26 protein-coding genes and 1 pseudogene are annotated in these 26048 nt (G+C 72.6%); 5 read left to right on the top strand and 22 right to left on the bottom strand.

Going from position 1 to position 26048, the window contains the following annotated elements:
- The first annotated feature begins 51 nt into the window (after nucleotides 1-51).
- Entirely contained in the window at nucleotides 52-987 is a 936-nt protein-coding gene (locus OG730_RS09450) for an NADP-dependent oxidoreductase (RefSeq protein ID WP_327303811.1), read from the top strand.
- A gap of 37 nt (nucleotides 988-1024) precedes the next feature.
- Here the strand turns inward: OG730_RS09450 and OG730_RS09445 are convergent, their stop codons facing one another.
- Nucleotides 1025-1882, bottom strand: coding sequence for an aldo/keto reductase (locus OG730_RS09445; protein WP_327303810.1), 858 nt, complete (start codon nucleotides 1880-1882; stop codon nucleotides 1025-1027).
- A gap of 45 nt (nucleotides 1883-1927) precedes the next feature.
- On the opposite strand from OG730_RS09445, the gene OG730_RS09440 reads away from it, so the two are divergent.
- Entirely contained in the window at nucleotides 1928-2932 is a 1005-nt protein-coding gene (locus tag OG730_RS09440) for a ketopantoate reductase family protein (protein WP_327303809.1), read from the top strand.
- 283 nt (nucleotides 2933-3215) lie between these two features.
- On the opposite strand, the gene OG730_RS09435 is transcribed toward OG730_RS09440, so the two are convergent.
- The 14 genes from OG730_RS09435 to OG730_RS09375 form a co-directional block, all read right to left on the bottom strand.
- Entirely contained in the window at nucleotides 3216-3989 is a 774-nt protein-coding gene (locus OG730_RS09435; protein WP_327303808.1) for a sirohydrochlorin chelatase, read from the bottom strand.
- A gap of 5 nt (nucleotides 3990-3994) precedes the next feature.
- On the bottom strand, nucleotides 3995-4897 hold the full coding sequence (locus OG730_RS09430) for an ABC transporter permease (protein ID WP_327303807.1): 903 nt from the start codon (nucleotides 4895-4897) through the stop codon (nucleotides 3995-3997).
- Nucleotides 4884-5678, bottom strand: coding sequence for an ABC transporter ATP-binding protein (locus OG730_RS09425; protein ID WP_243338711.1), 795 nt, complete (start codon nucleotides 5676-5678; stop codon nucleotides 4884-4886). Before OG730_RS09425 ends, OG730_RS09430 begins: the two co-directional genes overlap by 14 nt.
- A 79-nt stretch (nucleotides 5679-5757) precedes the next feature.
- Nucleotides 5758-6900, bottom strand: coding sequence for an aliphatic sulfonate ABC transporter substrate-binding protein (locus OG730_RS09420; protein WP_327303806.1), 1143 nt, complete (start codon nucleotides 6898-6900; stop codon nucleotides 5758-5760).
- Nucleotides 6901-7111: 211 nt separating this feature from the next.
- Nucleotides 7112-8452: a sulfate adenylyltransferase subunit 1 gene (locus tag OG730_RS09415; RefSeq protein WP_327303805.1), complete on the bottom strand. Its 1341-nt coding sequence runs from the start codon at nucleotides 8450-8452 to the stop codon at nucleotides 7112-7114.
- Between the two features lies 1 nt (nucleotide 8453).
- Nucleotides 8454-9392: a sulfate adenylyltransferase subunit CysD gene (cysD, locus tag OG730_RS09410; protein ID WP_327303804.1), complete on the bottom strand. Its 939-nt coding sequence runs from the start codon at nucleotides 9390-9392 to the stop codon at nucleotides 8454-8456.
- Entirely contained in the window at nucleotides 9389-9934 is a 546-nt protein-coding gene (gene cysC, locus OG730_RS09405) for an adenylyl-sulfate kinase (RefSeq protein WP_215148038.1), read from the bottom strand. The genes cysD and cysC overlap by 4 nt, the downstream gene beginning before the upstream one ends.
- Nucleotides 9935-10011: 77 nt before the next feature.
- Entirely contained in the window at nucleotides 10012-10740 is a 729-nt protein-coding gene (locus OG730_RS09400; protein ID WP_327303803.1) for a phosphoadenylyl-sulfate reductase, read from the bottom strand.
- Nucleotides 10737-10916 carry a DpnI domain-containing protein gene (locus OG730_RS09395; protein WP_214956597.1) on the bottom strand — a complete coding sequence of 60 codons (180 nt, stop codon included), beginning with the start codon at nucleotides 10914-10916 and terminating at the stop codon, nucleotides 10737-10739. Before OG730_RS09395 ends, OG730_RS09400 begins: the two co-directional genes overlap by 4 nt.
- The gene (locus tag OG730_RS09390) at nucleotides 10913-12622 is read right to left on the bottom strand and encodes a nitrite/sulfite reductase (RefSeq protein ID WP_327303802.1); all 1710 of its coding nucleotides are present in this window, start codon (nucleotides 12620-12622) and stop codon (nucleotides 10913-10915) included. Before OG730_RS09390 ends, OG730_RS09395 begins: the two co-directional genes overlap by 4 nt.
- Before the next feature lie 209 nt (nucleotides 12623-12831).
- On the bottom strand, nucleotides 12832-12915 hold the full coding sequence (locus OG730_RS44285; protein WP_312847410.1) for a putative leader peptide: 84 nt from the start codon (nucleotides 12913-12915) through the stop codon (nucleotides 12832-12834).
- A gap of 174 nt (nucleotides 12916-13089) precedes the next feature.
- Entirely contained in the window at nucleotides 13090-13653 is a 564-nt protein-coding gene (locus OG730_RS09385; protein ID WP_327303801.1) for a GNAT family N-acetyltransferase, read from the bottom strand.
- A 5-nt stretch (nucleotides 13654-13658) separates the two neighbouring features.
- Complete coding sequence (locus OG730_RS09380) at nucleotides 13659-14924, bottom strand: helix-turn-helix domain-containing protein (RefSeq protein ID WP_327309203.1); 1266 nt, start codon at nucleotides 14922-14924, stop codon at nucleotides 13659-13661.
- A gap of 418 nt (nucleotides 14925-15342) precedes the next feature.
- Nucleotides 15343-16998: an acyl-CoA dehydrogenase family protein gene (locus tag OG730_RS09375; protein ID WP_327303800.1), complete on the bottom strand. Its 1656-nt coding sequence runs from the start codon at nucleotides 16996-16998 to the stop codon at nucleotides 15343-15345.
- Between the two features lie 17 nt (nucleotides 16999-17015).
- Between OG730_RS09375 and OG730_RS09370 the strand changes: the two genes are divergently transcribed.
- Nucleotides 17016-18140, top strand: coding sequence for a YihY/virulence factor BrkB family protein (locus tag OG730_RS09370; protein ID WP_327303799.1), 1125 nt, complete (start codon nucleotides 17016-17018; stop codon nucleotides 18138-18140).
- Nucleotides 18141-18190: 50 nt separating this feature from the next.
- Nucleotides 18191-18925, top strand: a complete 735-nt coding sequence (locus tag OG730_RS09365; RefSeq protein ID WP_327303798.1) for a helix-turn-helix domain-containing protein — start codon at nucleotides 18191-18193, stop codon at nucleotides 18923-18925.
- Here OG730_RS09365 and OG730_RS09360 read toward each other — a convergent pair.
- Both OG730_RS09360 and OG730_RS09355 read right to left on the bottom strand, forming a co-directional pair.
- A complete protein-coding gene (locus tag OG730_RS09360) occupies nucleotides 18856-19257 on the bottom strand; it encodes a VOC family protein (protein WP_327303797.1) in 402 nt (133 codons plus the stop codon). The two genes, OG730_RS09365 and OG730_RS09360, sit on opposite strands and share 70 nt — an antisense overlap.
- Nucleotides 19258-19322: 65 nt before the next feature.
- Complete coding sequence (locus tag OG730_RS09355; RefSeq protein ID WP_442814866.1) at nucleotides 19323-20045, bottom strand: TetR family transcriptional regulator; 723 nt, start codon at nucleotides 20043-20045, stop codon at nucleotides 19323-19325.
- A 706-nt stretch (nucleotides 20046-20751) separates the two neighbouring features.
- Here OG730_RS09355 and rsgA point away from each other — a divergent pair.
- A pseudogene (gene rsgA / locus OG730_RS09350) lies at nucleotides 20752-21751 on the top strand (ribosome small subunit-dependent GTPase A).
- 80 nt (nucleotides 21752-21831) lie between these two features.
- On the opposite strand, the gene OG730_RS09345 reads toward rsgA, so the two are convergent.
- From OG730_RS09345 to OG730_RS09325, 5 genes are all read right to left on the bottom strand, one after another.
- Nucleotides 21832-23142, bottom strand: a complete 1311-nt coding sequence (locus OG730_RS09345; RefSeq protein ID WP_327303795.1) for an MFS transporter — start codon at nucleotides 23140-23142, stop codon at nucleotides 21832-21834.
- Complete coding sequence (locus OG730_RS09340; RefSeq protein ID WP_327303794.1) at nucleotides 23139-23726, bottom strand: ArsR/SmtB family transcription factor; 588 nt, start codon at nucleotides 23724-23726, stop codon at nucleotides 23139-23141. The genes OG730_RS09345 and OG730_RS09340 overlap by 4 nt, the downstream gene beginning before the upstream one ends.
- 148 nt (nucleotides 23727-23874) lie before the next feature.
- Nucleotides 23875-24270 (bottom strand): PPOX class F420-dependent oxidoreductase, encoded by a 396-nt coding sequence (locus OG730_RS09335; RefSeq protein ID WP_442814865.1) that lies wholly within the window; start codon nucleotides 24268-24270, stop codon nucleotides 23875-23877.
- A 214-nt stretch (nucleotides 24271-24484) separates the two neighbouring features.
- The gene (locus tag OG730_RS09330) at nucleotides 24485-24976 is read right to left on the bottom strand and encodes a DUF456 domain-containing protein (RefSeq protein ID WP_327303793.1); all 492 of its coding nucleotides are present in this window, start codon (nucleotides 24974-24976) and stop codon (nucleotides 24485-24487) included.
- A gap of 24 nt (nucleotides 24977-25000) precedes the next feature.
- On the bottom strand, nucleotides 25001-25978 hold the full coding sequence (locus OG730_RS09325) for a helix-turn-helix domain-containing protein (protein ID WP_327309201.1): 978 nt from the start codon (nucleotides 25976-25978) through the stop codon (nucleotides 25001-25003).
- Nucleotides 25979-26048: the final 70 nt, after the last annotated feature.

Raw genomic sequence — 26048 nt, 5'->3', positions numbered from 1 at the left:
ATGGATCCTCACGCATGGATCGTCTTCCTCCCGGCTCATAGCGTGGGGGTCATGAACGCAACCCGACAGCCCGCCGCCACGATGCTCGCGGCCCGCATCCACGCCTACGGCGGCCCCGCCGTCATCCGCCACGAGGAAGTACCGGTCCCCGTCCCGGCTCCGGGCGAGGTCCTCGTAGAGGTGGCGGCCACCTCCTTCAACCCGTCCGAACTCGCCCTGCGCGCCGGGTGGCTGCGGGACGTCCTGCCCCTGGACCTGCCGTACGTCCCGGGCTGGGACCTGGCCGGCACGGTCGTGACCACCGGGGAACGGGTGATCGGCCGGCTGGACGCGGGCGGAACCGCCGCCCCGTACGTGTCCGTCGCCCCTGGACTGCTGGTCCCCGCCCCCCGCTCCCTCCCCCTCACGGCGGCGGCCGCGATCCCGGTGGCCGGACTGACCGCCTGGCAGGCGCTGTTCGAGGCGGCCGGGATCGGCCCGGGCAGCCGGATCCTGATCAACGGGGCCGGCGGCGGCGTGGGCGCCTTCGCCGTGCAGCTCGCGCGCTGGGCCGGGGCCACCGTCGTGGCGACCGCGAGCCCGCGCAGCGCCCTGGCGGTGCGGCGGTACGGGGCCCGGCGGGTGATCGACCACACGGCCGGTCCGCTCTCCACGGCCCTGGAGGGTGAACCCCTGGACGCCGTGCTCAACCTGGCCCCGATCGCCCCGGAGGCCGCCGCCGCCCTGCCGGCCCTCCTCGGACCGGGCGGCGTGGCGGTCTCCGTGGCGACCCCGATCCCCGGCGGCATCCACCTGGTGGCCCGCCAGGACACCGGGCAGCTCGCGCGCCTGGTCGAGCTGGTCGACGCGGGCGACCTGGAGGTCGCCCCCGCCGCGGTCCGCCCGCTGGCCGACCTGGCCGACGTACACGCGGAAGCCGAAGCGGGAACCCTCGTCCGCGGAAAGACGGTCCTGGTTCCGGACGCGAGCCGGCGCGCGTCCCTCTGACGGGCCGGGCCGATCGGCAAGGTCCGAAAGAGACGGCCTAGTCCGCCAGCCCGTTCAGCAGGGTCATCTCGTGCGGGGTCAGGTGGACCGTCGCCGCGTCCAGGTTCTCCGCCAGGTGGTCCGGGGAGCCCGTGCCGGGGGTGGGGCACAGGACCGGGGAGTGCTGGAGGAGCCAGGCCAGGGCGATCTGGCCGGTGGACGCGCCGTGTTCGGTGGCGACCGCCGTCAGCGCGGCGGCGCTCTCCCGGGTCAGGGCCCCGCTGCCCAGCGGGTAGTAGGGGAGGAAGGCGATGCCCCGGGCCTCGCACAGGGCGAGGAGCTCCGCGGAGGAGCGGTCCAGGACGTTGTACGGGTTCTGCACCGAGGCCACCGGCACCACGGCCAGGGCCTCCCTGAGCTGGTCCGCCGTCACCGTGTTCAGCCCGATGTGGCGGATCTTGCCCTCCGCCCGGAGCTCGGCCAGCGTGCCCAGCTGCTCCGCCGGCGGGACGGCCGGGTCGAAGCGGTGCAGTTGGTAGAGGTCGATCCGGTCGAGGCGGAGCCTGCGCAGGCTCGCCTCGCACATCGAGCGCAGGTCCTCCGGGCGGCCCGCCGCGTGCCACTGGTCGGGGCCGGTGCGCACCACCCCGCCCTTGGTGGAGACCACCAGCCGCTCCCCGTACGGGTGGAGGGCCTCGGCGACCAGCTCCTCGGCCAGGTGGGGGCCGTAGTTGTCGGCGGTGTCGATCAGGGTGACCCCGCGTGCGACGGCGGTGCGCAGCAGCGCGACCGACGCGGGGCGCGTGTCGCGCGCGCCCCAGTAGCCGGAGCCGACCAGACCGCCGGTGCCGAGTCCGAGGCGGCGCACGGGCAGGTCGCCCCCGAGGGCGAACGTCTCATCCACGTCAACAGACATGGCCCGACCGTATCCCAGGCCCGCGGATGTGCCAGGCTCGTGGGCATGCGTTACATCATCATCGGCGCCGGAGCGATCGGCGCGACCATCGGCGGACGGCTCGCGGAGTCCGGCAGCGAGGTCGTGCTCGTCGCGCGCGGCCCTCACGCGGAGGCCCTGCGGGCGGACGGGCTGCGGCTCACCACGGCGGACGGGGAGCGGATGCACCGGCTGCCCGTGGTCGGCGGTCCGGCAGAGCTCGGCGAACTGCGCCCCGACGACGTGCTGTTGCTCACCGTGAAGACCCAGGACGCACTCGCAGCGCTCGAGGCGTGGGGCGACGCGGAGGTCGCGGGCGGCGGTACGGCCGCGCAGCGGCTGCCGGTGCTGTGCGCGCAGAACGGGGTGGAGAGCGAACGCCTCGCCCTACGGCGCTTCGCGCGCGTGTACGGGGTCTGCGTGTGGCTGCCGGCGACCTTCCTGGAGCCGGGGGTGGTCTCCGCGCTGTGCGCGCCGCTGACCGGGATCCTGCACCTCGGGAAGGCCGCCGGGGGAGCGGACGCGCGGGCCCGGCGGATCGCGGCCGACCTGGAGAAGGCCGGGTTCGGGGCGCCGGTCGTCGAGGACGTGATGCGGTGGAAGTACGCGAAGCTGCTCGGCAACCTGGGCAACGCGATCCAGGCGACCACCGGCCCCGAGCCGGAGCCCGCGAAGGCCGCGCTGCTGCTGCGGGCCGTGCGCGAGGCCAAGGCCGCCTTCACCGCGGCCGGGATCGACTGGGCCTCGGATGACGAGCAGTCGCAGGCGCGCGGCGGGAAGGTCGAGGCGCCGGCCGGAGCGGCGCGGGGCGGATCGTCCTGGCAGAGCCTGGCGCGGGGGACGGGGTCGGTGGAGGCGGACTATCTCAACGGGGAGATCGTGCTGCTCGGGCGGCTGCACGGGGTGGCCGCGCCGGTCAACGACACGCTGCGCGTGGCGGCGAACATCTTCGCCCGGGAGGGCCTGCCGCCCGGCGCGATGTCCGCCTCGGACCTCACAGCCCTGGCCGACGAGGCCGCGGCGCGGGGCTGAGCCGCCGGGTGCGGATGGGTGGCCCTGCGGGGCGGAGTCCCCTACCCACCCTTCCACCGTTCCCCGGGCGCTGCCCGGACCCGGTCCTCAAACGCCGGACGGGCTGGATTTTCCGGCTCCGCCGGAAAAATTCAGCCTCGCCGGCGTTTGAGGCGCGGGGTCTGGGGCGGAGCCCCAGGGGGTCCGGGCGCAGCCCGGGGAACGGGCGAAGGGCGGGTAGGGGACTTCGCCCCGCGCAGCGGCAAAGGTCGCAGCGGGGAACTCCGGCCCGCGCAGCGGCGGGTCAGGCTGCCAGGGCCGGGACGCGGGTCGGGGTGACGGTGGCCGCGTCGAATCTGCGGAGCAGCAGGCGGGCCAGTTCCGGAGAGGGGCCCAGGACGTCGGCCACCACATCCGCGCCGGCCTCAGCCGCGCCCGCCGCGATGCGGTCGGGGAGCCGGCCGGGGGCGATGACGTAGGGGGCCACCGCGATCCGGCGGACGCCCTCGGCGCGCAGGGCCCGTACGACGTCCTCCGTCCGGGGGAGAGCGGCGGAGGCGAACGCAGGCCGCACGGCGCACCAACCGGTGTGCCGCCACTCCCGCGCGGTTTCAGCGATCACTGCGATCGCCTCCGGGTCCGAGGAGCCGGCGGACGCGAGCACCACACCGGTGGTGGCGCGGTCCGCCGGGGTGAGGCCGGCTTCCCACAGCCGGCGCTCCAGGGTCGCCAGCAGCAGCGGCGACGGGCCGAGCACATCCGCGATCCGGACCGAGAGGTCCGGCAGGTGGGACGCGGCGCCCGCGAGCACGGCCGGGATGTCGGACTTCGCGTGGAACGCCCTCGTCAGGAGGAGGGGGAGCGCCACGATCTCGCGTACGCCCGACAGGTACAGCGAGGCGACCGCCTGGTCGACGGTCGGGGTGTCGAAGTCCAGGAAGGCGGTCTCCACGCGCAGCCCCGGCCGCAGCGCCCGTACCCGCCGGGTGAGGGCGTGCACGGTCGCCGCGTGCCGCGGATCGCGGCTGCCGTGGGCGATGACGAGCAGGGCCGGGGAGCGAGCGGAGAGCGCCGACACGGTGATCAGCTCTTGACCAGCAGGCCGCGGGTGCGCAGCACCCACCGCTCGACCGGGCTGAAGATGAGCAGGTCGATCGCGATGCCGACGACCAGGATCAGGATGATCGCGAGGAACACGCCGGGCAGGTCGATGTTGTTGCGGCCGTTTTCGAGGAGCTGGCCCAGGCCCAGGCCCAGGTCGGGGGAGCTGGCGATGATCTCGGCGGCCATCAGGGAGCGCCAGGAGAAGGCCCAGCCCTGCTTGAGGCCGGCCAGGTAGCCGGGCAGCGCGGCCGGCATGACCACGTGCCAGGCTCCGCGCAGGCCGGTGGCGCCCAGGGTGCGGCCGGCCCGCAGGAACAGCGGCGGGATCTGGTCGATGCCGGAGACGAGGCCGTTGGCGATCGACGGGACGGCGCCGAGCAGGATGACGGTGTACATCATCGCGTCGTTGAGCCCGAACCAGAGCACCGCCGGGGGCACCCAGGCGACCGAGGGCAGCGACTGCAGGCCCTGCAGGATCGGGCCGATCGCGGCGCGGACGAACTTCACCCGGGCGACGAGCAGTCCGAGGGGCGTACCGATGGCCAGGGCCAGCAGGAAGCCGAGCAGACCGCGCGAGACGGAGGTCCAGATGACCTCCAGCAGGGTGCCCTTCATCCACATGTCGGACAGGCTGTCCCAGACGGAGGACAGGGCGGGGAGCTTGGTCTCGTCGGTGACCTTCGCGGCGACGAGGATCTGCCAGACGAGGAGGACCAGGCCGACGGCGATGACCGGCGGCAGGACCTTCTTGACGAGGACTTCGCGGACCGGCGTGCGGTGGGTCTGGACGGCGTCGAGCGCGTCGAGGCCCGCCTCCAGTCCGGCGAGGTCCTCGGCCTTGGCCTTGGACGGGGCCTCGGGAGTGGTGTCAGTGCTGGCCATGGCGGCGGATCTCCCCACGCAGGTGTTCAGTGATCTCAAGGGACAGCTCCGCGACGTCCGCGTCCTCGATGCGGCGCGGCTGCGGAATGCCCACGGTCCACTCCTTCGCGACCCGGCCGGGGCGGGAGGAGAGGAGAACCACGCGCTGGGCGAGGCGGACGGCCTCGCGGACGTTGTGCGTGACGAACAGGACGGACAGGTTCGTCTCTTCCCAGATGCGGGTGAGCTCGCCGTGCAGCACGTCGCGGGTGATGGCGTCGAGCGCCGCGAACGGCTCGTCCATCAGCAGCAGTTGGCTGTCCTGGGCGAGCGCCCGGGCCAGGGCCACGCGCTGGCGCATGCCGCCGGACAGCTCGTGGACCCGCTTGCCGTACGAGCCGCCGAGCCGGACCAGCTCCAGCAGCCGCTCGGCCTCCGGCTTGCGGTCGGCCTTGGCCACCCCGCGCAGGCGCAGGGCGAGTTCGATGTTCTTGCCCGCGGTGAGCCACGGGAAGAGGGCGTGCTCCTGGAACATCAGGGCCGGACGGCCGCCGGGGGTCTCGATCGACCCCGCGGACGGCTTGTCCAGTCCGGCGACCAGGTTGAGCAGGGTGGACTTTCCACAGCCCGAGGCACCCAGGATGGTGACGAACTCTCCGGGAGCGACATCGAGGCTGATGTCGTCCAGGACGAGCTGCGATCCGGCCGGGCCGGAGAAGGACTTCGAGACGTGCTCGATCCGAGCGGCGTGCGTCTGCTCCGCTACGGTGCCCTCGGCAGCCTTGGCAAGCATGGTGGCCATGGTCGTCACCTCCTGGGATTCGGGACGGGTACTGAAGGGTTGCTGGACGGGAAGGACTACTGAGGGCTACTTCGGAGGGTTACTTGACGCCGAGACCGGCGTCGGCGACCTCGGGCTGGCCCGCGGCCTTGAGCACCTTGTTCAGGAGCTTCAGGTCGTAGATGCCGTTCAGGTCGGGCTGCTCGATGAGCTTGGCCTTGACCGCCCACTCCGACTGCGTCTTCAGCGTCGACGCCAGCGGGTCGTTCGTGATGAGGATGCTCGGCCACGCCGGGTCGATGACCTTCGCGTCGAGCGGCTTGCCGCCCTCCGCCGCGAGCTTCGCGTTCGCCGAGGCCTTGGCCTTGTCCGGGTTGGCGTTGATCCACGCGTTGGTCTTCACCGTGCCGGTGAGCACGGCCTCGACGACGTCCGGGTGCTCCGAGAGGAACTTCTGGGACACGATGATGTTCGTGATCACGAACTTCTTGTCGGGCCACAGGGAGGTCTCGTCGAGGAGGACCGAGCCGCCTTCGGCGACGAGCTTGGAGGCCGTGGGCTCCGGCACCCAGGCGCCGTCGATCGAGCCCTGCTTGAAGGCGTCCGGGGTGACCTTGTTGTCCGTGCGGACGACGGAGACGTCACCCTTGCCGGACTCCGGGTCGACCGTCCAGCCCTTCTCGGCGATCCAGTTGAGGAACGCGACGTCCTGCGTGTTCCCCTTCTGCGGGGTGGCGATCTTCTTGCCCTTGAGGTCGTCCAGGGTCTTGATCTTCGCCGGGTTCACGACCAGCTTGACGCCGCCCGAGGCGGAGCCGGAGATGATCCGCAGGTTGGAGCCCTTGGACTTCACATAGGCGTTGATCGACGGCGAGGGGCCGATGAAGCCGATGTCGAGAGAGCCGCCGTTGAGGGCTTCGATCTCGGACGGGCCGGCGTTGAAGGACTGCGGCTTGATGGCGGTGGCGCCGAGCTCCTTGGCGATCAGGCCTTCCTGGAGACCGACCAGCGCGGTGGCGTGGGTCAGGTTCGGGAAGTAGCCGATGCGGACCTCGGAAGCCGACAGCTTCTTGGCGGAGGTGTCCGCGACGTTCGCCTTGGGAGCGTCGTCCTTCTTGGCGTCGGAGCCGTAGCCGCACGAGGCCAGGGCGCCGATCAGGAGCGGCAGGGCGGCAGCGGCGACGATGCTGCGGCGCAGGCCATTACGGGTGTGTACAGCACGGGTGGATCCGTTGGCAGGCACGGGAGGGCTCCCTCTCGTAGCGTCGTATCACGACGCACGTCTTCGTTTGCTGAACAAGGGCAGGTAGAGCTCGTGGGGGGTGTGGGCGCGCATGCGGTGCGCGTACGTCATCACGCACATCGCCCCACGCCTCCCGTGCCGCTGCCGAGGGAGCCGCTGCCTACGCGGCCGCCCTCCTTCGCGAAGGTGGAGTAGATATCGGCAAGCATGATCAGAAGTCCCACCCTTCTTCATCAGCCTGGACGGTCGTTTCGGCGGTGGAGGCGAAGGATTCGCCGACCATGCCGGCCGCCAGGGTCGTGCCGTCCGCCGGGTCGATCAGGAGGAAGGACCCGGTGCGGCGCGAGTCGGCGTACGAGTCGAGCGCGAGCGGCTCGGCGGTACGGACGACGACTCGGCCGATGTCGTTGGCCACCAGCTGCCCGGGGTTCGGGTGCTGGGACAGGTCGTCCAGGGTCAGCCGCGAGGGGATCTCCTTGACGATCGCCTTCACCGTGCGCGTCGTGTGCTTGATCAGCACCCGGGCGCCCACGGCGAGGGGCTGGTCCGCCACGTGGCAGACCGTCGCCACGACGTCCTGCGTGGTGGCGGGGGAGCTCGACGACGGCGCGATCAGATCGCCGCGCGAGATGTCGATGTCGTCCTTCAGGCGCAGGGTCACCGACTGCGGGGCCCACGCGATGTCGACGCTCTCGCCGAGCGCGTCGATGCCCTCGATGACCGAGGTGCGGCCCGACGGCAGGACGGTGACGGCCTCGCCGACCCGCAGCACGCCGGAGGCGATCTGGCCCGCGTAGCCCCGGTAGTCCGGGTTCTCGGCGGTCTGCGGACGGATCACGTACTGCACCGGGAAACGCGCCGGGCAGGCGGTGAGGTCGTGGCTGACCGGGACGGTCTCCAGGTGCTCCAGCACCGTGGGGCCGCCGTACCAGTCCATGTTCGCGGAGGGCTCCACCACGTTGTCGCCGGCCAGCGCGGAGATCGGGATCGCGGTGATCTCCGGGACGCCCAGGCCCGTGGCGTACGCGGTGAACTCCTCGGCGATCGACGCGAAGACCGACTCCTGGTAGCCCACCAGGTCCATCTTGTTGACGGCGAGGACCACGTGCGGGACCCGGAGGAGGGCCGCGACGGCGGCGTGCCTGCGGGTCTGCTCGATCACGCCGTTGCGGGCGTCGACGAGGACCACGGCGAGGTCGGCGGTGGAGGCGCCGGTGACCATGTTCCGGGTGTACTGCACGTGCCCGGGGGTGTCGGCCAGGATGAACCGGCGCCGGGCGGTCGCGAAGTAGCGGTAGGCCACGTCGATGGTGATGCCCTGCTCCCGCTCGGCCCGCAGGCCGTCGGTGAGCAGCGCGAGGTCGGGGGTGTCCTGACCGCGGCTGGCCGAGACCCGCTCCACGGCTTCCAGCTGGTCGGTGAGGACCGACTTGGAGTCGTGCAGGAGGCGGCCGACCAGGGTGGACTTGCCGTCGTCGACGGAACCCGCGGTCGCGAAGCGCAGCAGCGTGGTCGCCGACAGGTCGGCGAACTGCTCGGTGGTGGAGGTCATTTTAGAAGTACCCTTCGCGCTTGCGGTCTTCCATCGCGGCCTCGGACAGCTTGTCGTCGGCGCGGGTCGCGCCCCGCTCGGTGAGCCGGGAGGCGGCGATTTCGGTGATCACGGCGTCCAGCGTGGTGGCGTCGGAGTCGACGGCACCGGTGCAGGACATGTCACCGACGGTGCGGTAGCGGATCAGGCGGGTCTCGGTGGTCTCGCCTTCCTTGGCGCCGCCCCACTCGCCGGCCGTCAGCCACATGCCGTTGCGCTGGAAGACCTCGCGCTCGTGGGCGAAGTAGATCTCCGGCAGTTCGATCTTCTCGCGGGCGATGTACTGCCACACGTCCAGCTCGGTCCAGTTGGACAGCGGGAAGACGCGCACGTGCTCGCCCGGCGCGTGGCGGCCGTTGTAGAGCTGCCACAGCTCGGGGCGCTGGCGGCGCGGGTCCCACTGGGAGAACTCGTCGCGCAGGGAGAAGACGCGCTCCTTGGCGCGGGCCTTCTCCTCGTCGCGGCGGCCGCCGCCGAAGACCGCGTCGAACTTGAGGCTCTGGATCGCCTCCGTGAGGGGGACGGTCTGCAGCGGGTTGCGGACGCCGTCGGGACGCTCGCGGAGCTTGCCGGCGTCGATGTACTCCTGGACGGAGGCCACGTGCAGGCGCAGCCCGTGCTTGGCGACGGCGCGGTCGCGGTAGTCCAGGACCTCGGGGAAGTTGTGGCCGGTGTCCACGTGGAGCAGGGTGAACGGCACCGGCGCGGGCGCGAACGCCTTCAGCGCCAGGTGCAGCATGACGATCGAGTCCTTGCCGCCGGAGAAGAGGATCACCGGCTTCTCGAACTCGCCCGCCACCTCGCGGAAGATGTGCACGGCCTCCGACTCGAGGGCGTCGAGGTGCGACAGCGCGTAGGGCGCGTCCGTCCCTTCGTGGACGTGTGCGACGGTGGCGGTCATGCCAGACCCCTCTCGGTGAGCAGCGCGTGCAGGGCCGAAGCCGACTCCTGTACGGACTGCGTGTGCGACTCGATACGGAGGTCCGGGGACTCCGGTGCCTCGTACGGGTCGTCGACCCCGGTCAGACCGGAGATCTCGCCCGCCGCCTGCTTGGCGTACAGGCCCTTCACGTCACGCTCGGAGCACACCTCCACCGGAGTGGCCACGTGCACTTCGAGGTAGCTCGTGCCCTCGGCGGCGTGCCGCTTGCGGACGGCCTCGCGGCTGTCGGCGAACGGCGCGATCACGGGGACGAGCGCCTTGACGCCGTTGGACGCGAGGAGTTCGGCGACGAAGCCGATCCGCTGCACGTTGGTGTGCCGGTCCTCGCGGCTGAAGCCGAGACCGGCGGAGAGGAACTCGCGGATCTCGTCGCCGTCGAGGACCTCCACGCGGTGGCCCTCGGCGCGCAGCCGCTCGGCCAGCGCGTAGGCGATGGTGGTCTTGCCCGCGCTCGGCAGCCCGGTCAGCCACACCGTGGCGCCCTGGTCGCTCACGCTCATCTGGTTCGTCTCCGTCGGTTCTGTACGTGCAGTGGTTTTGCCGGGGGCCGTGCCGCCGGCCGTGCCGCTGGTCGTCATCAGCCGTGCAGCCCGCACTCGGTCTTGCCGCGCCCGGCCCAGCGGCCGGCGCGGGCGTCCTCGCCCTCCGCCACCCGGCGGGTGCAGGGGGCGCAGCCGACGGAGGCGTAACCGTCCATCAGCAGCGGGTTGGTGAGCACGCCGTGCTCCAGGACGTACGCGTCCACGTCGTCCTGGGTCCAGCGGGCGATCGGCGAGACCTTGACCTTCCGCCGCTTCTCGTCCCAGCCGACCACCGGGGTGTTCGCCCGGGTCGGGGACTCGTCGCGGCGCAGGCCCGTGGCCCAGGCGTCGTACGCGGTCAGGCCCTCTTCGAGCGGCTTGACCTTGCGCAGCGCGCAGCACAGGTCGGGGTCGCGGTCGTGCAGCTCGGGGCCGTACTCGGCGTCCTGCTCGGCGACGCTCTGGCGCGGGGTGAGCGTGATGACGTTGACGTCCATCACGGCCTCGACCGCGTCACGGGTGCCGATGGTCTCCTCGAAGTGGTAGCCCGTGTCGAGGAAGACCACGTCCACGCCGGGGAAGGCGCGGGAGGCGAGGTGGGCGACGACCGCGTCCTCCATGGAGGAGGTCACGGCGAACTTCTTGCCGAAGGTCTCGGCCGCCCAGGTGAGGATCTCCAGCGGGGTGGAGTCCTCGAGGTCCCGGCCCGCCTGCTCGGCCAGCCCCTTGAGGTCGGCCGACTCGAACTCGCCCGTCGTGAGATCCGCGTCCTGAATCGTGGTCATATCTCGTCCCCTCCAGCGTCGTTGGACTGAACACCCCGGGCCAGCAGCCCGAGGTACTTCAGCTGGAAGGCTCGATTGCAGGCCCTGCATTCCCAGGCGCCGTGACCTGTTTCGTTCGGGAACAGGTCCTCGTCGCCGCAGTACGGGCAGTAGAACGGTGCGGCGCGCTCGCTCACGACAGGTCCTCGTCCTTGGCGCGGGTGACCCAGCTGGCGAAGCGCTCGCCGTCCTCGCGCTGCTTCTCGAAGCGCGTGACGACCCGCTCGACGTAGTCCGGCAGACCGGCCGAGGTGACCTTGAGCCCGCGGACCTTGCGGCCGAATCCGGCCTCCAGTCCGAGTGCGCCGCCCAGGTGGACCTGGTAGCCCTCGACCTGGTTGCCCTCGTCGTCCAGGACCAGCTGGCCCTTGAGACCGATGTCCGCGACCTGGATACGGGCGCAGGCGTTCGGGCAGCCGTTGATGTTGATGGTGAGCGGCTCGGCGAACCCCGGCAGGCGGCGCTCCAGTTCGTCGATCAGCGAGGCGCCGCGCGCCTTCGTCTCGACGATGGCCAGCTTGCAGAACTCGATGCCGGTGCAGGCCATCGTGCCGCGGCGGAACGGGGACGGGTTGACCCGCAGGTCCAGCGCCTCCAGGGCCGCGACGACCGAGTCGACCTGGCCCGCCTCGATGTCGAGCACGATCATCTTCTGCTCGGCGGTGGTGCGCAGCCGGCCGGAACCGTGCTGCTCGGCGACGGCGGCGATCTTCGTCAGGGTGGCGCCGTCGACACGGCCCACGCGGGGCGCGAAGCCGACGTAGAACTTGCCGTCCTGCTGCTGGTGCACGCCGACGTGGTCGCGCCACTGGCCGCTGGGCTGCTCGGGCGCGGGGCCGTCGGTCAGCTTGCGCTTCAGGTACTCGTCCTCCAGGACCTGGCGGAACTTGGCCGGGCCCCAGTCGGCGACGAGGAACTTCAGGCGGGCGCGGGTGCGCAGCCGGCGGTATCCGTAGTCGCGGAAGATCGAGATGACGCCTTCGTAGATGTCCGGGACCTCGTCGAGCGAGACCCAGGTGCCCAGGCGCACACCCAGCTTCGGGTTGGTGGAGAGACCGCCGCCGACCCAGACGTCGAAGCCGGGGCCGTGCTCGGGGTGGTTCACGCCGACGAAGGCGATGTCGTTGATCTCGTGCGCCACGTCGAGCAGCGGCGAGCCGGAGATCGCGGACTTGAACTTGCGGGGCAGGTTCGAGAAGTCGGGGTTGCCCACGATGCGGGCGTAGATCTCGTCGATGGCGGGGGTGCCGTCGATGATCTCGTCCAGCGCGATGCCGGCGACGGGCGAGCCGAGGATCACGCGGGGGGTGTCACCGCAGGCCTCGGTGGTCGAGAGGCCGACGGCCTCCAGACGGCGCCAGATCTCCGGGACGTCCTCGATGCGGATCCAGTGGTACTGCACGTTCTGCCGGTCCGTGAGGTCGGCGGTGCCGCGGGCGAACTCCTCGGAGATCTCACCGATGACGCGCAGCTGCTCGGTGGTCAGCCGGCCGCCGTCGATGCGCACGCGCAGCATGAAGTACTTGTCGTCCAGCTCCTCCGGCTCCAGGATCGCGGTCTTGCCGCCGTCGATCCCGGGCTTGCGCTGGGTGTAGAGGCCCCACCAGCGCATACGGCCGCGCAGGTCGTTGGGGTCGATCGAGTCGAAGCCCGCCTTGGAGTAGATGTTCTCGATGCGCGCCCGCACATTGAGACCGTCGTCGTCCTTCTTGAACTGCTCGTTGCCGTTGAGGGGCGTGTGGTGTCCGACGGCCCACTGGCCCTCACCGCGGTGACGGCCGGTCTTGCGGCGCGCGGCGGCGGCGGGTGCGGCTGCTGCGGTCGTATCGGGGGTGGCGGCCATGGCGGTACGTCCTTCTTGGGCGGCTCGAGGCAGGGGCAGGGGGAGCGGCGGCGTGACCCCTGGCGCGCGTGGAGCGGGATGTGGCAGATCCGCCGCCCTTGTGGGGCGGTGTTCGGCCTACAGGGGACTGCGGTGGTGGCTGACGACGGGCGGTGTGTTCGCTTCCGCGGCGACGTCGGTGCGGGGCGCTGTCGCGGCGGTGAGTTGCGTCAGCGCGCCGGACAGATGGCGCTGGACATGCGGCCGAGGTCGACGTGCCGCCGACTCACCAAGGCAATTCCAGCTCCGTTCATGGGGGGAAGCGTGGCATGTGGCGATTGGAGGAGTCCACTACTGTCCACGATGCGGACGAAGTCGTCTCGAATGGCAAGATGTCCGTGATCGGCGTCACCTCACCGGCCCCTTTGTGCCCGCTTGTCCCGGGGAGGGGGCGGCCCCGCGGGGCCGCCGCCCCCCTGTCGGAGCGGCTACGCGCCGGGCCAGGGGCCCGGGGTGGGGGCGACGGCCTTCTCCTCCGTCTCCTCCTTGAAGACCTTGAAGCCGCGCCGGAGGTAGTTCGCCATGGCCGTCGGGCCGTCGTCGCTGCACGTGTGCAGCCAGACGCGCCGCGTCGGGGTCAGCTCCGGCCAGCGCTCGGCCAGGGACCAGGCCCGCTCGATGCCCACGGTCAGCAGGTGGCCGCCGATGCGCCGGCCCCGGAACTCGGGGATCAGGCCGAAGTACATGATCTCCACCACACCGTCCGGCTGCGGGTCGAGTTCCACGTACCCCGCGGGGGTGCCCCGGTCGTACGCCACCCAGGTCTCCACGCCCGGACGGTCCAGCTGCTCCACCCACTGCGCGCGGGTCAGCGACAGCCGGTCCGTCCAGTGGATGTCCCCGCCCACCGAGGCGTAGAGGAACCGGCTGAACTCGGGGGAGGGGACCTCCGAGCGGACGATCCGGATCTCCGGGCCCGGCACGGCCGCCGCGACGAGATCGGACGGTGCGGTCATTTCCAGGGACCAGGTGGTCAGTGTGCTCGTGCTCATGGACGTCAGGGAATCATGCCGCTCGCCGCGGGGCCCAGCCGGGCGCTGACGACCGCGGGCGCCGTGGAGTGCGGCAGCAGCGCGGCCGGGTCCGCCGGGCGGATCAGCTCGACCTCCACGTCGTGCGCGAAGCGGTACGGGCGGTGGGCCAGCACGCCGCCGAGGTTGCGGCGCACCCGGGAGATCTCCGCGCGGACCGTCACCGTGCGCGTCGGGTCCCCGAACAGCTCCTGCGAGAGTTCCGCCGCCGAGCGGCCCTTGGGGGCCTCCGCCAGCAGGAACAGCAGCTCCGCGTGGCGCGGGCTCAGCTCCTGCGACCAGCTTCCCGCGGCCCCGTAGACGGTGGCCCGCCACGCGCCGGGCCGGCTGAGGTCGAGGACGACGCGGGCGGCCGCCCCGGCGCCGGTACGGGCCTCGGTGACGTTCACCAGCCAGCCGCCCGGCAGCGGCTCGACGAGGCAGTCCCCGAGCTGCGGCACCCACACCCGGCCCGGACCGAAGCTCTTCGGCAGCGGGATCCGCTCCGTGGGCGCGAGTCCGGTGACGGCCGCCGTCCAGCCGTTGCCGTCCACGGCCAGCGCCCGCCCCGGCATCCGGGCCAGCAGCGGGGCCGCCACCGTCCGCAGCCGTTCCAGCGACTCCAGGTGCCGCACCCGCAGCTCCCGCTCCGCGAGCCGGGCCACCGAGCTCACCCAGGTCAGGGTCGCCGGGTGCATGGTGGCCAGCGGCCCGCTGACGTCCAGGACCCCGAGCAGCGAGCCGTCGCGGGGGTCCCGTACGGGGGCTCCGGCGCAGGTCCAGTCGTGGTGGCTGGAGACGAAGTGCTCCGCCGAGAACACCTGGACCGGCCTGCGGGTCACCAGGGCGGTGCCGACCCCGTTGGTGCCGACCACCGCCTCGTCCCAGTGGGCGCCCACCCCGAAGCCGAGGCGGTCCGCGTTGCGCAGGATCGAGGAGTGGCCCTCCCGCCACAGCAGCCGCCCGTCGGCGTCGGCGACGACCATGATGTGCAGGGCCTCGTCCAGGGAGGGCAGCAGTCCTTCGCGCAGGACGGGCAGCAGTTCCCGTAGCGGAGAGGTCTGGCGGCGCTCCTCGGTCTCGGCGGCCGACAGCATCCGGGAGCGGCTGTCGCGGTCGGGGTGGACACCGCCCGCCATCATCCGGCGCCAGGACTCGGCGATCTCGGGGCGCGGCGCGGCCGGCGGCCGGTCCCCGGCCAGCGCGGCCGCCCGTACCCCCTTGAGCAGACGCGCGGCGGCCCGCGCGTCCATGGCCGAGATGCGTGCCGCATCGACCGCGCTGCCTGTGGTGTGGACCACCGGAACCTCCCCGTGCCGAACATGCGTACGACGGTTGCCGTCCGCGGGGCCGTCCGGTGCGCGCCGCTTCCCAGGGGCCGACCGGGACGCCCGGAGGACGGTTCCGAGTCAAAGGTTGCAACGTCTTGCAACTCTCGCCAAGTCCCGGTCGCCCGATCGAAACTGTGCGGACGTCGCCGAGCGACGTGACAGCTCCTTCCTCGGGGCTTCTCGGATCAGGGGTGGTGCCGAGTCGGCGCGGCGCCATCCCTGATCCAGGTCAACGGGCCCGGATCCCGCACCGTGGTGCTTTTCGGAGGGTTGGGGCCCTCCGCATCAGCCCGGCTTCCGGAGGGTTGGGGCCCTCCGTCAGCTCGCGATCAGGACGCGATCAGGATGCGGTCCGGGCCCGTTCCACCACGGATCCCAGATCCAGACTGTGCGGCAGCGTGCCGAAGGCCGCGCCCCAGTCCCCGCCCAGGCGGGAGGCGCAGAAGGCGTCGGCCACCTCCGGCGGCGCCCAGCGCACCAGCAGGGACCCCTGCAGCACCAGGGCCATCCGCTCCACGACCCGCCGGGCCCGTGCCTCGATGCCCTCCAGGTCCGCGAGCTCGGTCAGCAGGTTCTTGATGGCCGAATCCAGCCGGTGGTCGGCCCCGCGCGCCAGGCCCACCTCCTGGAGGAAGGCGTTCAGCGCCTGCGGCTCGCGCTGCAGGGCGCGCAGCACGTCGAGGGCCTGGACGTTGCCCGAGCCCTCCCAGATGGAGTTCAGCGGGGACTCGCGCAGCAGCCGGGGCATCCCGGACTCCTCGACGTAGCCGTTTCCGCCCAGACACTCCAGGGCCTCCGCCACCATCGGCGTACAGCGCTTGGTCACCCAGTACTTCGCGGCGGGCACCGCGATGCGCAGGAAGGCCCGCTCCTGCTCGTCGCCCGTGCTCTGGACGGCGTCGTACGCGGCCGCGAGGCGGAGCGTGAGGGTGGTGGCCGCCTCCGACTCCAGCGCGAGGTCGGCGAGCACGTTGCGCATCAGCGGCTGGTCGATGAGCGGCGCTCCGAAAGCAGAGCGGTGCTCCGTATGGTGAGCGGCCTGCGTCAGCGCCTGCCGCATCAGCGAGGCCGAACCGATCACGCAGTCCAGCCGGGTCGCCGCGACCATCTCGATGATGGTCCGCACTCCCCGGCCCTCCTCGCCCACCCGCCGCGCCCACGTCCCGTCGAACTCCACCTCGCTCGACGCGTTCGACCGGTTGCCCAGCTTGTCCTTCAGCCGCTGGATCGCGAACACGTTGCGCGTCCCGTCCGGCAGCACCCGCGGCACCAGGAAGCACGTCAGCCCGCCCGGCGCCTGCGCCAGTACCAGGAACCCGTCGCACATCGGCGCCGAGCAGAACCACTTGTGCCCGGTCAGCAGGTACTCGCCCGAGGCGTCCAGCGGCACGGCCGCCGTCGTGTTCGCCCGGACGTCGCTGCCGCCCTGCTTCTCCGTCATGCCCATCCCGAAGAGCACCCCGGCCTTCTGCCCGGCCGGCCGCAGCCCCTCCTCGTACACGTGCGAGGTCAGCCGCGGCTCCCATTCGGCCGCCAGCTCCGGATCGGTCCGCAGCGCCGGCACCGCCGCGTGCGTCATCGAGACCGGGCACCCGTGCCCCGCCTCCGCCTGCGACCACACGAAGAACCCGGCCGCCCGCCGCAGATGCCCCGCCGGCCGCCCCCACGCGTCGGTGAGCCCGGCGCCCACGGCGTGCCCGAGCAGCCGGTGCCACGAGGGGTGGAACTCCACCTCGTCGATCCGGTTCCCGTACCGGTCGTGCGTCCGCAGCTTCGGCGGGTTCTCGTTCGCCTGCGTCCCCCAGTCCTGGGCCTGCCGGGACCCGGCCGCGCGCCCCAGGTCCGTGAGCTCTTCCCTTACCTCCGCGGCGAGTTCGGGAGCGGCGTCCGCGAGATGCCGCTCCACCCCCTCGCTCAGGACCCGGTCGCTGCGGTATACGTCGTGGCCCACGAGCGGCGGGGCCTGATTGCTGACTGTGTGGGTGGTGGCTGCCATGCCGATACCGTAAGGACGTGCAGCACGCGAAAGAAACACCTGAGCGGATTCCGGGACGCCTCCACCGGGCCCGCGCCCTCTACCGCAACGTCTCCAAGCGCAAGATGGCGTGGCTGCTGCTCAAAGACACCGTGAACTCGTGCATCGAGTACCGGATCCTCGGACTCGCCGCCGAGGCGGCCTTCTTCACCCTGCTCTCGCTGCCCCCGCTCTTCCTGGGCCTGCTGGGCCTCCTCGGGTACGTGGACGGCTGGTCGGGCGGTACGACCGTCGCCAGCATCGAGGAGAACATCCTGCGCGCGGTCGGCACCGTGCTCTCCGACCGGGGCGTCAACGACATCGCCAAACCGATGCTCGACGACGTCACGGGCCGGGGCCGCCCCGACCTCATCTCCCTCGGGTTCGCCTTCGCCCTCTGGTCCGGCTCGCGCGCCGTCAACGTCTTCATCGACACCATCACCGTCATGTACGGACTCGACGGCCAGCGCGGCATCGTCAAGACCCGGCTGCTCGCCTTCGTCCTCTACATCGCGGCCCTGCTGATCGGCGCCATCGTGCTGCCGCTGATGGTGGTCGGCCCGGACGCGGTGGTGCGGCTGGTGCCCTGGAGCACCGAGGTGATCGCCGTCATGTACTGGCCGGTCGTCACGCTGCTCTCCATCGCCTTCCTGACCACGCTCTACCACGTCTCCGTCCCGGTCCGCTCGCCCTGGATCGAGGACGTGCCCGGCGCGCTGGTCGCCCTCGCGATGTGGGTGCTCGGCTCGTTCCTGCTGCGGATCTACCTCACCAACACGGTGGAAGGCCCGACCATCTACGGGTCGCTGGCCGCCCCCGTGGCCATCCTGCTGTGGATCGGCATCTCCGCCTTCGCCGTCCTCGTCGGAGCCGCCGTCAACGCCGCCATCGACCGGGTCTGGCCCTCGGTGGCTACAGCCGCGGCGCGCGAGGCGAACGAGCGGGTCCGCGAGGCGGAGGCCGCCCAGCTGGTGGCCCGGGCGGCCGCCTGGCGGGCCCTGGCCGAGGGGGAGTCGGAGGACGACGACGGCGACGAGGACGGGGGCATGCCCTCGGAGTTCCCCGAGCGCTGGTCGAGGTTCCTGCCTCCGGAGGACTACCACTCCCGGCTGCGCAAGCACTGACGTCGGCGCCGACCGGGTCGGGCGCCGGCCGCCGTCGTAGCCTGGTGGGCGTGTACGAGGAACGGCCGTCCCGCGCGCTGCCCGGCGCCGTGCTCTGGCGGGCCGGCGGAAACGGCGGCGTGGTGCTGCCCGACGGGTGCATGGACCTGCTGTGGGTGGACGGGCGCCTCCTGGTGGCCGGACCCGACACCGCCCCGCACCCCGCCGGAGAGGTCTCCGGCTCCGGATTCGCCGGGATCCGGCTGGCCCCCGGCACGGCGCCCGCGCTGCTCGGCGTACCGGCCCGGGTGCTGCGGGACCGGCGGGTCGAGCTGGCCGACCTGTGGCCGGCCGCCGAGGTGCGGCGCCTCACCGCGCGCGTGGCCTCGTACGGGGATCCCCGCGCGGGACTGGAGGAGCTGGCCCTGCTCCGCGCGGCCGACGGCGGGCTCCCGGACCCCCTGGTCACGGAGGTCGCGGCCCGGCTGCGGGCCGGGCAGGGCGTGGCCGCGGTGGCGGGGGCCGTGGGCCTCGGCGAGCGGCAGCTGCACCGGCGCTCGCTCGACGCCTTCGGGTACGGGCCCCGGACGCTCGGGCGGATCCTGCGCCTCCAGCGGGCCCTCGCGCTGACCCGGCGCGGGCTGCCCCCGGCGGCGGTGGCCGCGGCGGCCGGCTACGCCGACCAGGCCCACTGGACCCGCGAGGCGCGCACCCTGGCCGGGACCACGCCGGGGTCCTACGCGACGGGCTCCGCCGGTGCGAAGAGGGAGACCCCGGAGCCGTCCGGGTCCAGGACGACGGCGTAGCGCTGCCCCCAGAAGGCGTCCCAGGGCTTCAGGTGGCCCGTGTGCCCGGCCTCCGTCAGTTCGGCGTACAGGGAGTCCACCTCGGCGGGGGAGCCGCAGAGGAACGCCAGGCCCACCCGGCCGTCGGTCGTGGGGCGGGTCCAGGACGGGTCGAAGGAGCGGATGGCCTCCTCCGTGTCCCAGCCGATCCGCAGCCCGCCCGGCAGGACGGCCTCGACGTGCGGCTGGGAGTCCGCCTCCGCGGGCACCTCGATGCCGACGCGGCGGTAGAAGGCGAGCGATGCGGCCATGTCGGAGACGACGATGCCGATCATGTCGAGTCGGGGAGTCATGAACTCACCCTAGGCACGTCCGGCCGGGCCGGTCTTGAACGAATCGGACACCGGCGGCCGGCCCGTCACTCGGTGTCCTCCTGGGGCAGGTGCCGGTAGACCGTGGCCCGGGAGACGCCGAGGGCGGCGGCGATCGCGGTGGCCCCGCTGCCCGCGGCGTGCATCCGGCGGGCCGCCTCGACCATGGCCGGGCTCATGGCGGCGGGCCGCCCGCGCCGGCCTCCCGGTACGGCCCGCGCGGTCGGAGCCGGTTCGGCGGGCCGGTCCAGCAGCCGCCGTACGCCGTCCAGCACGGCCTCGCGCAGCGCGGGGACGGGGGCGTCCGCGAAGAGCACCACCGGGTCGGAGAGCATGGCGATGGCCTGGGCGGCCCGTACCCGCTCCGCGAAGCCGGGGTCCGCACCCGCGACCAGGGAGTTCGCCCGGAGCATGGCGTCGCGCAGGCGGGCGAAGGCCGGTCCGGGGGTGGCCAGGGCCATGTCCTGCAGGTTCAGCCGCAGCAGGTGGCGGTGCTTCAGCCAGACGTCGAGGACCCCCTCGATGGCGGCCCACCGCGCCCGCTCGGGGCCGGTACCGGTACCGGCCCCGGGGCCGGTACCGGGCTGCGCCGACGCGGTGGCGAGGGCCAGGGCGGTAGCCAGATCGCGGAGCATCGGCTCGACCAGGGCGCCGAGGATGTCGGCCTTGCCGGGGAAGTGGTAGAGCACGGCGGGCTTGGAGACGCCCACCCGCTCGGCGATCTCCCGCAGTGAGGTCTCGTGGAAGCCGTGGACTCCGAACAGCTCCATGGACACCCGCAGGATCCGCCGCCGGGTGTCGGAAGCCGTCTCGATATTCGACGCATTCTGCGACGAGACAGGGGCAGTTCGTGTCTCGTAAAGCGTCTCAGAATCTACGGTTCCGCGGTTTTCCATGAGGAACAGCCTAGTCCCTTGGCCCACTTGGCGACAGGTTTTCTCCTCGCCGCTGACCGACGGTAAGTTCAGGCTGATCCCATGACGGCCAACGGGTCCTGATCTCCGGAGCGGGCATCGCGGGGCCGTGGTCGGAGGCGGTGCGGCGTGGGCCCGGCGAGCCCGGGGTCCCCGCCCAGGGTGCCGTACGACCCGCGGTCTGACGTCGGCCCCGCGTTTAATCGCTGGTGCCGTGCCCGGGGCGGGGCTATGGTTTTCATCGTTCCGGGGTTCGGCCGTGCGTCGTGCTCGAGGGAACGGTGTCGGTTCGTTGAGAAGAAGCAGGAGGTGAGGACATTGATGACGGTCATGGTGACGGGCGCTGCCCGCATTCAGGAGTTCATCATCGTTTCCACCCCTGTGGTCTCCGGCTGACACCCACACATCTTCCGCGCCGCCGGGGCCGCCCTTCGAAGGGTTCCCCTTGTTCCACGCTTCGCTCGACACCTCTTCCACCACTGATGCTCAGCACGTCCTCGCCCCCTACGGCTGGGACGACGCGTGGGCCGCCGAGTTCGCCCCCCACGCCGACCAGGGCCTCGTGCCCGGCCGGGTCGTACGGGTCGACCGCGGCCAGTGCGATGTCATGACGGCGGACGGCGTCGTCCGCGCCGACACCGCCTTCGTCACCCCGCACGACCCGCTCCGGGTCATCTGCACCGGCGACTGGGCGGTCGTCGAGGCCCACGGCACTCCGCGGTACGTGAAGACGTACCTGCCGCGCCGGACCGCCTTCGTGCGGTCCACCTCCTCCCAGCGGTCCGAGGGGCAGATCCTCGCCGCGAACGTCGACCACGCGATCATCGCGGTGTCCCTGGCGGTCGAACTGGACCTCGGCCGCATCGAGCGGTTCCTCGCGCTCGCCTGGGAATCGGGGGCGCAGCCCCTCGTGGTCCTGACCAAGGCGGATCTGGTCCCGGACCCGGTCACCCTCTCGCACCTCGTCGAGGACGTGGAGGCCACGGCCCCCCGGGGTCACGGTCCTCACGGTCTCCTCGATGACCGGGGAGGGCACGGACGTGCTCGCCGCGGTCGTCGGGGGCGGTACGAGCGTGCTCCTCGGCATCTCCGGCGCGGGCAAGTCCACGCTGGCCAACACCCTGCTCGGGGAAGAGGTGATGGAGGTCCAGGCCGCCCGCGACGTCGACGGCAAGGGCCGCCACACCACCACGACGCGCAACCTGCTCGTACTGCCGGGCGGCGGCGTGCTCATCGACACCCCCGGACTGCGGGGCGTCGGGCTCTACGACGCGGAGGCGGGCGTGGGCCAGGTCTTCTCGGAGATCGAGGAGTACGCGGAACGGTGCCGCTTCCAGGACTGCGCGCACGAGGCGGAGCCGGGGTGCGCGGTGCGGGCCGCCGTTGACTCCGGAGAGCTGCCCGAGCGTCGGCTGGAGAGCTACCGCAAGCTGCTGCGGGAGAACCAGCGGATCGTCGCGAAGACGGACGCGCGGCTCCGGGCGGAGATCAGGCGCGACTGGAGGCTCCGCTCGGCGGAGGGCCGCGCGAACTATTCCGCGAAGCGCACGGGCCGCGCCTGACGGCCACCGACCCGCTCCCGTGATCACCCGCCCCGGGGCGGTTTTGCACCCGCCCTGGGCCCCCGGGTTCCCCGCCTGGTCTACGGGCGGGGCGCGGACGCCCCGTGGTCTTCCTTGCTCCGATCCTCGGAGTCCCGCTGGTCCGGCGTGCCGGCCGGGGTCGCCCCGGCGGCACGCAGGGCCGCCTCGACCCGGCGGTTGCTGGTCATGTTCGCCGTGATGGCGGTCATGGCGAGGAGGAGGCCGGAGGCTGCGTAGAGCGGGGTCCGCACGTCGTACGCGGTGGCCAGCCAGCCGCCGAGGAAGGCGCCGAACGGGGCGGCGCACATGCCGAGCATGCGGCTGGTGGAGGCGACCCGGCCCATCAGGTGCGCCGGGACGATCGTCTGCCGCAGGGAGGGCGCGAGCACCATCGTGGCGCCCATGCCCGCCCCGCAGACGGCGAGCGCGAGGCCGGCCACGTACGGGTTCTGGGCGGTGGCGAGCCCCAGGACGGCCAGTCCCTCGATGGCGGCCGTGCAGGTCAGCGCGGTGCCGGTACCGAGCCGCCGGCCGAGGAAGGAGGCGATGGCCGCGCCGAGCAGGCCGCCGGTGGCCTCCGCGGTGAGGAGCAGACCGAAGCCGAAGGCGCCGATGCCGAGCCGGTCGTGCGCGAAGAGGGCGAGGACGGTCTCCACGGCGATGAAGGCGATGTTCCCGACCGCCGGGCGCAGCGCGAGCCCGAGCAGCAACCGGTCCCGGAAGACGTACGAGGCCCCGGCCCGCGCCTGCCGCAGCAGCGACTCGCGGGCCTGCGGTACGGGCCGGGGCACGCTGGGCAGCGACCGTACGAGCAGGGCGGAGACCGCGAACGACACCGCGTCGGCGAGCAGCGGAACCGCCCGGCCGAGCGCGAGCAGCGCACTGCCCGCGGGCGGCCCGGCGAAGCCGGACGCGGCGGTCTGGGCCCCGCGCAGGCGGGAGTTGGCGCGCTCCAGGAGCGCGGGGTCACGGCCGAGCAGGTCCGGCAGATAGGCCGTGGCCGCCGTGTCGAAGAAGAGTCCGCCGATGCCGAGCAGGAAGGCGACGACCGCCAGCAGCGGAATGCTCAGCACGTCGAACGCGGCCGCGGCCACCGGTACCGCGAGCAGCACCGCGCGTCCCGCGTCCGCGACCCACATCGTGCGCCGGCGGTCCCAACGGTCCACCAGCGCACCGCCGAGCACCCCGAAGAGCAGCCACGGCAGCGTTCCGGCGGCCGTGACGACGGCGAGCGCCATCGGATCCCGCGTCAGCGTCAGCGCGATCAGCGGCAGCGCGGCGTGCGTCACCCCGTCACCGAGCGAGGACACCGTCTGCGCGGTCCACAGCCGCCCGAATCCGGCCGGGAACTTCGTTATGCCAGTGCTCACTTGGACTCCCCCTCGGTGTTCTGGCTCTCGGTGTTCTGATCCTCGGCGCTCCGGCCCTCGGTGCTCTGGTCGCGACGTGCCGGGTGGAACAGCGCGAAGACGAACGACGCGTCCGGCAGGGCCGGATCGGACAACTCGCGGTACTCGCGCGCCAATGCCTCCAGGCGCGCCCCCAGCTCCGCGAACTGCTCGTCGGTGAGCCGCAGATGCATCATCCCGACGTGCCGCTCGCCGTCCGCCGGCGCCTCTTCCAGGTCCGCCACCGCGTGCCGCATCAGCAGATCCGGCCCGCCCTCGCCCGGATCCGGCAGCACGATCGACCGCGCGGCCATCGCGTAGTAGCGCTCGTTGACCCCCCGGACCTTCCGCGTCCGGACCACCTTCACCAGCCCGGCCCGCTCCAGCAGCCGCACGTGATAGCTGGAACTCCCCTTCGCCAGGCCCACCCGCGCGGCGATCTGGGTGATCGTCGCCGGCTCGAAGCGGAGCACGGCCATGATCCGGTGGCGCGTGAGGTTGGAGACGGCGCGCAGCTGCTCGTCCGTGGTGACGTGGAGCGCCTCGGGAGGCTCATCGGTAGGCATGGACGCAATGGTCAACGTTTCTTGACCATTGCGCAAGGGGATTGCTCCGGGAGTCGGGAACCCATGGGGAAATCGGGCGCGCCGCCCACCCGCCGGCCCAACAGGCCCAGCCCGAAAGGCCCGGCCCAACCGGCCCAGTCCGAAAGGCCTAGCCCGAAAGGCCCCAGGACAGGACGCGGTCCGGGTGGATGCGGATGACCTCCGGGCTGAAGTGGGGGCCCAGGGAGTGCGGGCCCACCTCCAGCGCGGCCCGCCCGCGGATCTCGATGCCGCGCACCGTCCACGGACGCGTGCTGACCAGGTCGTCCACGACCAGGGACAGCCGGGGGTTGGTGGTGAGGTTGCGCCACTTCTTCGTCGTGCCCATCGCCAGCCCGCCCACCAGGACCGTCCCGTCGTCCTGCGGGAAGAAACCCACCGGGTTGGCCTGGGGCTGCCCGGCCGGATCCACCGTCGCGAGCCGGCCCAGCGGCTGCGCGCGCAGGTAGGCCAGCTCGGCCTCACTGAAACCCTTGAACTCCGCGAACTCCGTCATATCGGTCATGGGGGAGACGATCCCAGCCGGGGCCGCGCGGCGCATCGGGCCGAGGACCTAGCGGGGCCTACGCCTTAAGCCCCGGTTTGAGGCCCGGGCCGGCGGGCCAGGCCCCGGCCGGGTCAACCGGGCTGCGGCCGGCGGACCGGGCCACGGCCGACGGGCCAGGCCACGGCCGGCGGACCGGGCTGTGGCCGGGGGGACCGCGGTGTCCGCGCCGCGGCTACGCCCACACGAGCGCGCCCACCCACGCCCCCACCACCAGCAGGCACGCGAACAGCTCCACCAGCACGCTCGTCCCCACCGCCCGCATCACCGACCGTACCGACGCCCACGCCTCCCCGTGCGTGCCCAGGCGGCGCCGCTCGCAGAGGTAGATGCCGCCCACGAAGCCCGGGACCGTGCCGACGACCGGGAGCAGCACGAAGCCCAGTACCGCACCCGCGCCCGCGTACACCACCATCCGGCGGGTGACGCCGACGCCCCGGAGCCGTCGCGGGGGCAGCAGCCACTTCACCACCTGCACCACCAGCAGCAGCGCCGTCGCGCCCGCCAGCAGGCCCCAGGCCACCGACGACCGTTCGTGCAGCGCCCACCACAGGACCCCGGCCCAGACGAGGAGGGTGCCGGGGACGCCGGGGACCAGTACCCCGAGCAATCCGAGCACCAGCACCAGCCCCACCAGCAGCAACTGGGGCAGCTGAGGCAGATCCATCTGCTCAGCCTGCCTGACCTGGGGCTATCGGGCCACCCAGCCCCGTTCGTACGCGTACCAGCCCAGCTGGAGCCGGGTCGTGACCCCCGCCAGTTCCATCAGGCCCTTGACCCGCCGCTGCACCGTCCGCAGGCCCAGCTCCAGGTGCTTCGCCACGCTCGCGTCCGTCATCCCCGCCAGCAGCAGGGTGAGGATCTCCAGGTCCGTGGCGTCCGGTCCGCCATCGGATTCCTCCGGCGCCCCGGTGGAGCCCAGCCGCAGCGGGAGCGACTCCCGCCAGACCGCCTCGAAGAGGCCCATCAGGGACTCCAGCAGCCCCGACGCGTGCACGACCAGCGCCGCCGGCTCCGCGCCGCGCGCCGTCAGCGGGACCATCGCGAGCGTCCGGTCCGCGATGACGAGTTTGGTCGGCACCGCGGCCGACACCCTGATGTGCTCGCCGCGCGCCAGCGCCGTGGAGGCCTCGCGGATCCCGGTCGGCAGGGTCAGCACCTCCCGCTCGATGACCACCCGGTACGCGACGCCCCGTACGGCCGCCCGCTCCTCCGCCTCGTTCTCCGTCCCCGTCACCACCTGCGGCCGGCCGCTGACCAGCGCGCACACCTCCTCCACCGCGCCGAGCTGGAGCTGGTGGAAGCGGTGGGCCACCGCGCTCGCGCCCGTCACCACCTCCACCAGGTCGTGCACGGCCGGCTCGGCGGCCTCCGCCCGGTACTCCTCCGCCAGCAGGGCCGCCGCCAGCTCCGCCTGTTCCAGCTCGTGCCGCTGCTGGGTGAGCAGCGCGCCCAGGGCCACCCCGGGCGGGGCCGCGACCCACCGGCCCGGCCGGGCGGAGGACTGGGCGGCGAGCCCGTGGCGCTCCAGGTGGCGCAGGGTCCGTTCGGTCTGCTGCACCGGCAGGGTCAGCCGGTGCGCGAGGTCCGGTATCTCCGCCGCCCCCAGCGCGACCAGCGCGCGGTAAGCGGACTCCTGTCCTTCGTCGAGACCTATCGCACCCAGCAACTCGTCCACCCAACCCTCTCGGAACCGTTCCTGGCGGGAAGCGGCCACGGCGCAAACCCGCCGCCGACAT

It is taken from the genome of Streptomyces sp. NBC_01298, assembly GCF_035978755.1.
Classification (GTDB): domain Bacteria; phylum Actinomycetota; class Actinomycetes; order Streptomycetales; family Streptomycetaceae; genus Streptomyces.
The sequence above is the reverse complement of the archived record's forward strand: the minus strand, read 5'-3'. Positions and strand labels throughout refer to the sequence as shown.

Bases quoted from the DNA above. Each gene is read 5' to 3' on its own strand.
- OG730_RS09335 (WP_442814865.1), bottom strand. From the start codon at position 24,270: ATGACCGATATGACGGAGTTCGCGGAGTTCAAGGGTTTCAGTGAGGCC.
- OG730_RS09330 (WP_327303793.1), bottom strand. From the start codon at position 24,976: ATGGATCTGCCTCAGCTGCCCCAGTTGCTGCTGGTGGGGCTGGTGCTG.
- OG730_RS44285 (WP_312847410.1), bottom strand. From the start codon at position 12,915: ATGAACGGAGCTGGAATTGCCTTGGTGAGTCGGCGGCACGTCGACCTC.
- OG730_RS09385 (WP_327303801.1), bottom strand. From the start codon at position 13,653: ATGAGCACGAGCACACTGACCACCTGGTCCCTGGAAATGACCGCACCG.
- OG730_RS09425 (WP_243338711.1), bottom strand. From the start codon at position 5,678: ATGGCCACCATGCTTGCCAAGGCTGCCGAGGGCACCGTAGCGGAGCAG.
- OG730_RS09380 (WP_327309203.1), bottom strand. From the start codon at position 14,924: ATGGACGCGCGGGCCGCCGCGCGTCTGCTCAAGGGGGTACGGGCGGCC.
- OG730_RS09445 (WP_327303810.1), bottom strand. From the start codon at position 1,882: ATGTCTGTTGACGTGGATGAGACGTTCGCCCTCGGGGGCGACCTGCCC.
- OG730_RS09450 (WP_327303811.1), top strand. From the start codon at position 52: ATGAACGCAACCCGACAGCCCGCCGCCACGATGCTCGCGGCCCGCATC.
- OG730_RS09390 (WP_327303802.1), bottom strand. From the start codon at position 12,622: ATGGCCGCCACCCCCGATACGACCGCAGCAGCCGCACCCGCCGCCGCC.
- OG730_RS09340 (WP_327303794.1), bottom strand. From the start codon at position 23,726: ATGCCTACCGATGAGCCTCCCGAGGCGCTCCACGTCACCACGGACGAG.
- OG730_RS09430 (WP_327303807.1), bottom strand. From the start codon at position 4,897: ATGGCCAGCACTGACACCACTCCCGAGGCCCCGTCCAAGGCCAAGGCC.
- OG730_RS09440 (WP_327303809.1), top strand. From the start codon at position 1,928: ATGCGTTACATCATCATCGGCGCCGGAGCGATCGGCGCGACCATCGGC.
- OG730_RS09415 (WP_327303805.1), bottom strand. From the start codon at position 8,452: ATGACCTCCACCACCGAGCAGTTCGCCGACCTGTCGGCGACCACGCTG.
- cysD (WP_327303804.1), bottom strand. From the start codon at position 9,392: ATGACCGCCACCGTCGCACACGTCCACGAAGGGACGGACGCGCCCTAC.
- OG730_RS09400 (WP_327303803.1), bottom strand. From the start codon at position 10,740: ATGACCACGATTCAGGACGCGGATCTCACGACGGGCGAGTTCGAGTCG.
- OG730_RS09360 (WP_327303797.1), bottom strand. From the start codon at position 19,257: ATGACTCCCCGACTCGACATGATCGGCATCGTCGTCTCCGACATGGCC.
- cysC (WP_215148038.1), bottom strand. From the start codon at position 9,934: ATGAGCGTGAGCGACCAGGGCGCCACGGTGTGGCTGACCGGGCTGCCG.
- OG730_RS09355 (WP_442814866.1), bottom strand. From the start codon at position 20,045: ATGGAGCTGTTCGGAGTCCACGGCTTCCACGAGACCTCACTGCGGGAG.
- OG730_RS09375 (WP_327303800.1), bottom strand. From the start codon at position 16,998: ATGGCAGCCACCACCCACACAGTCAGCAATCAGGCCCCGCCGCTCGTG.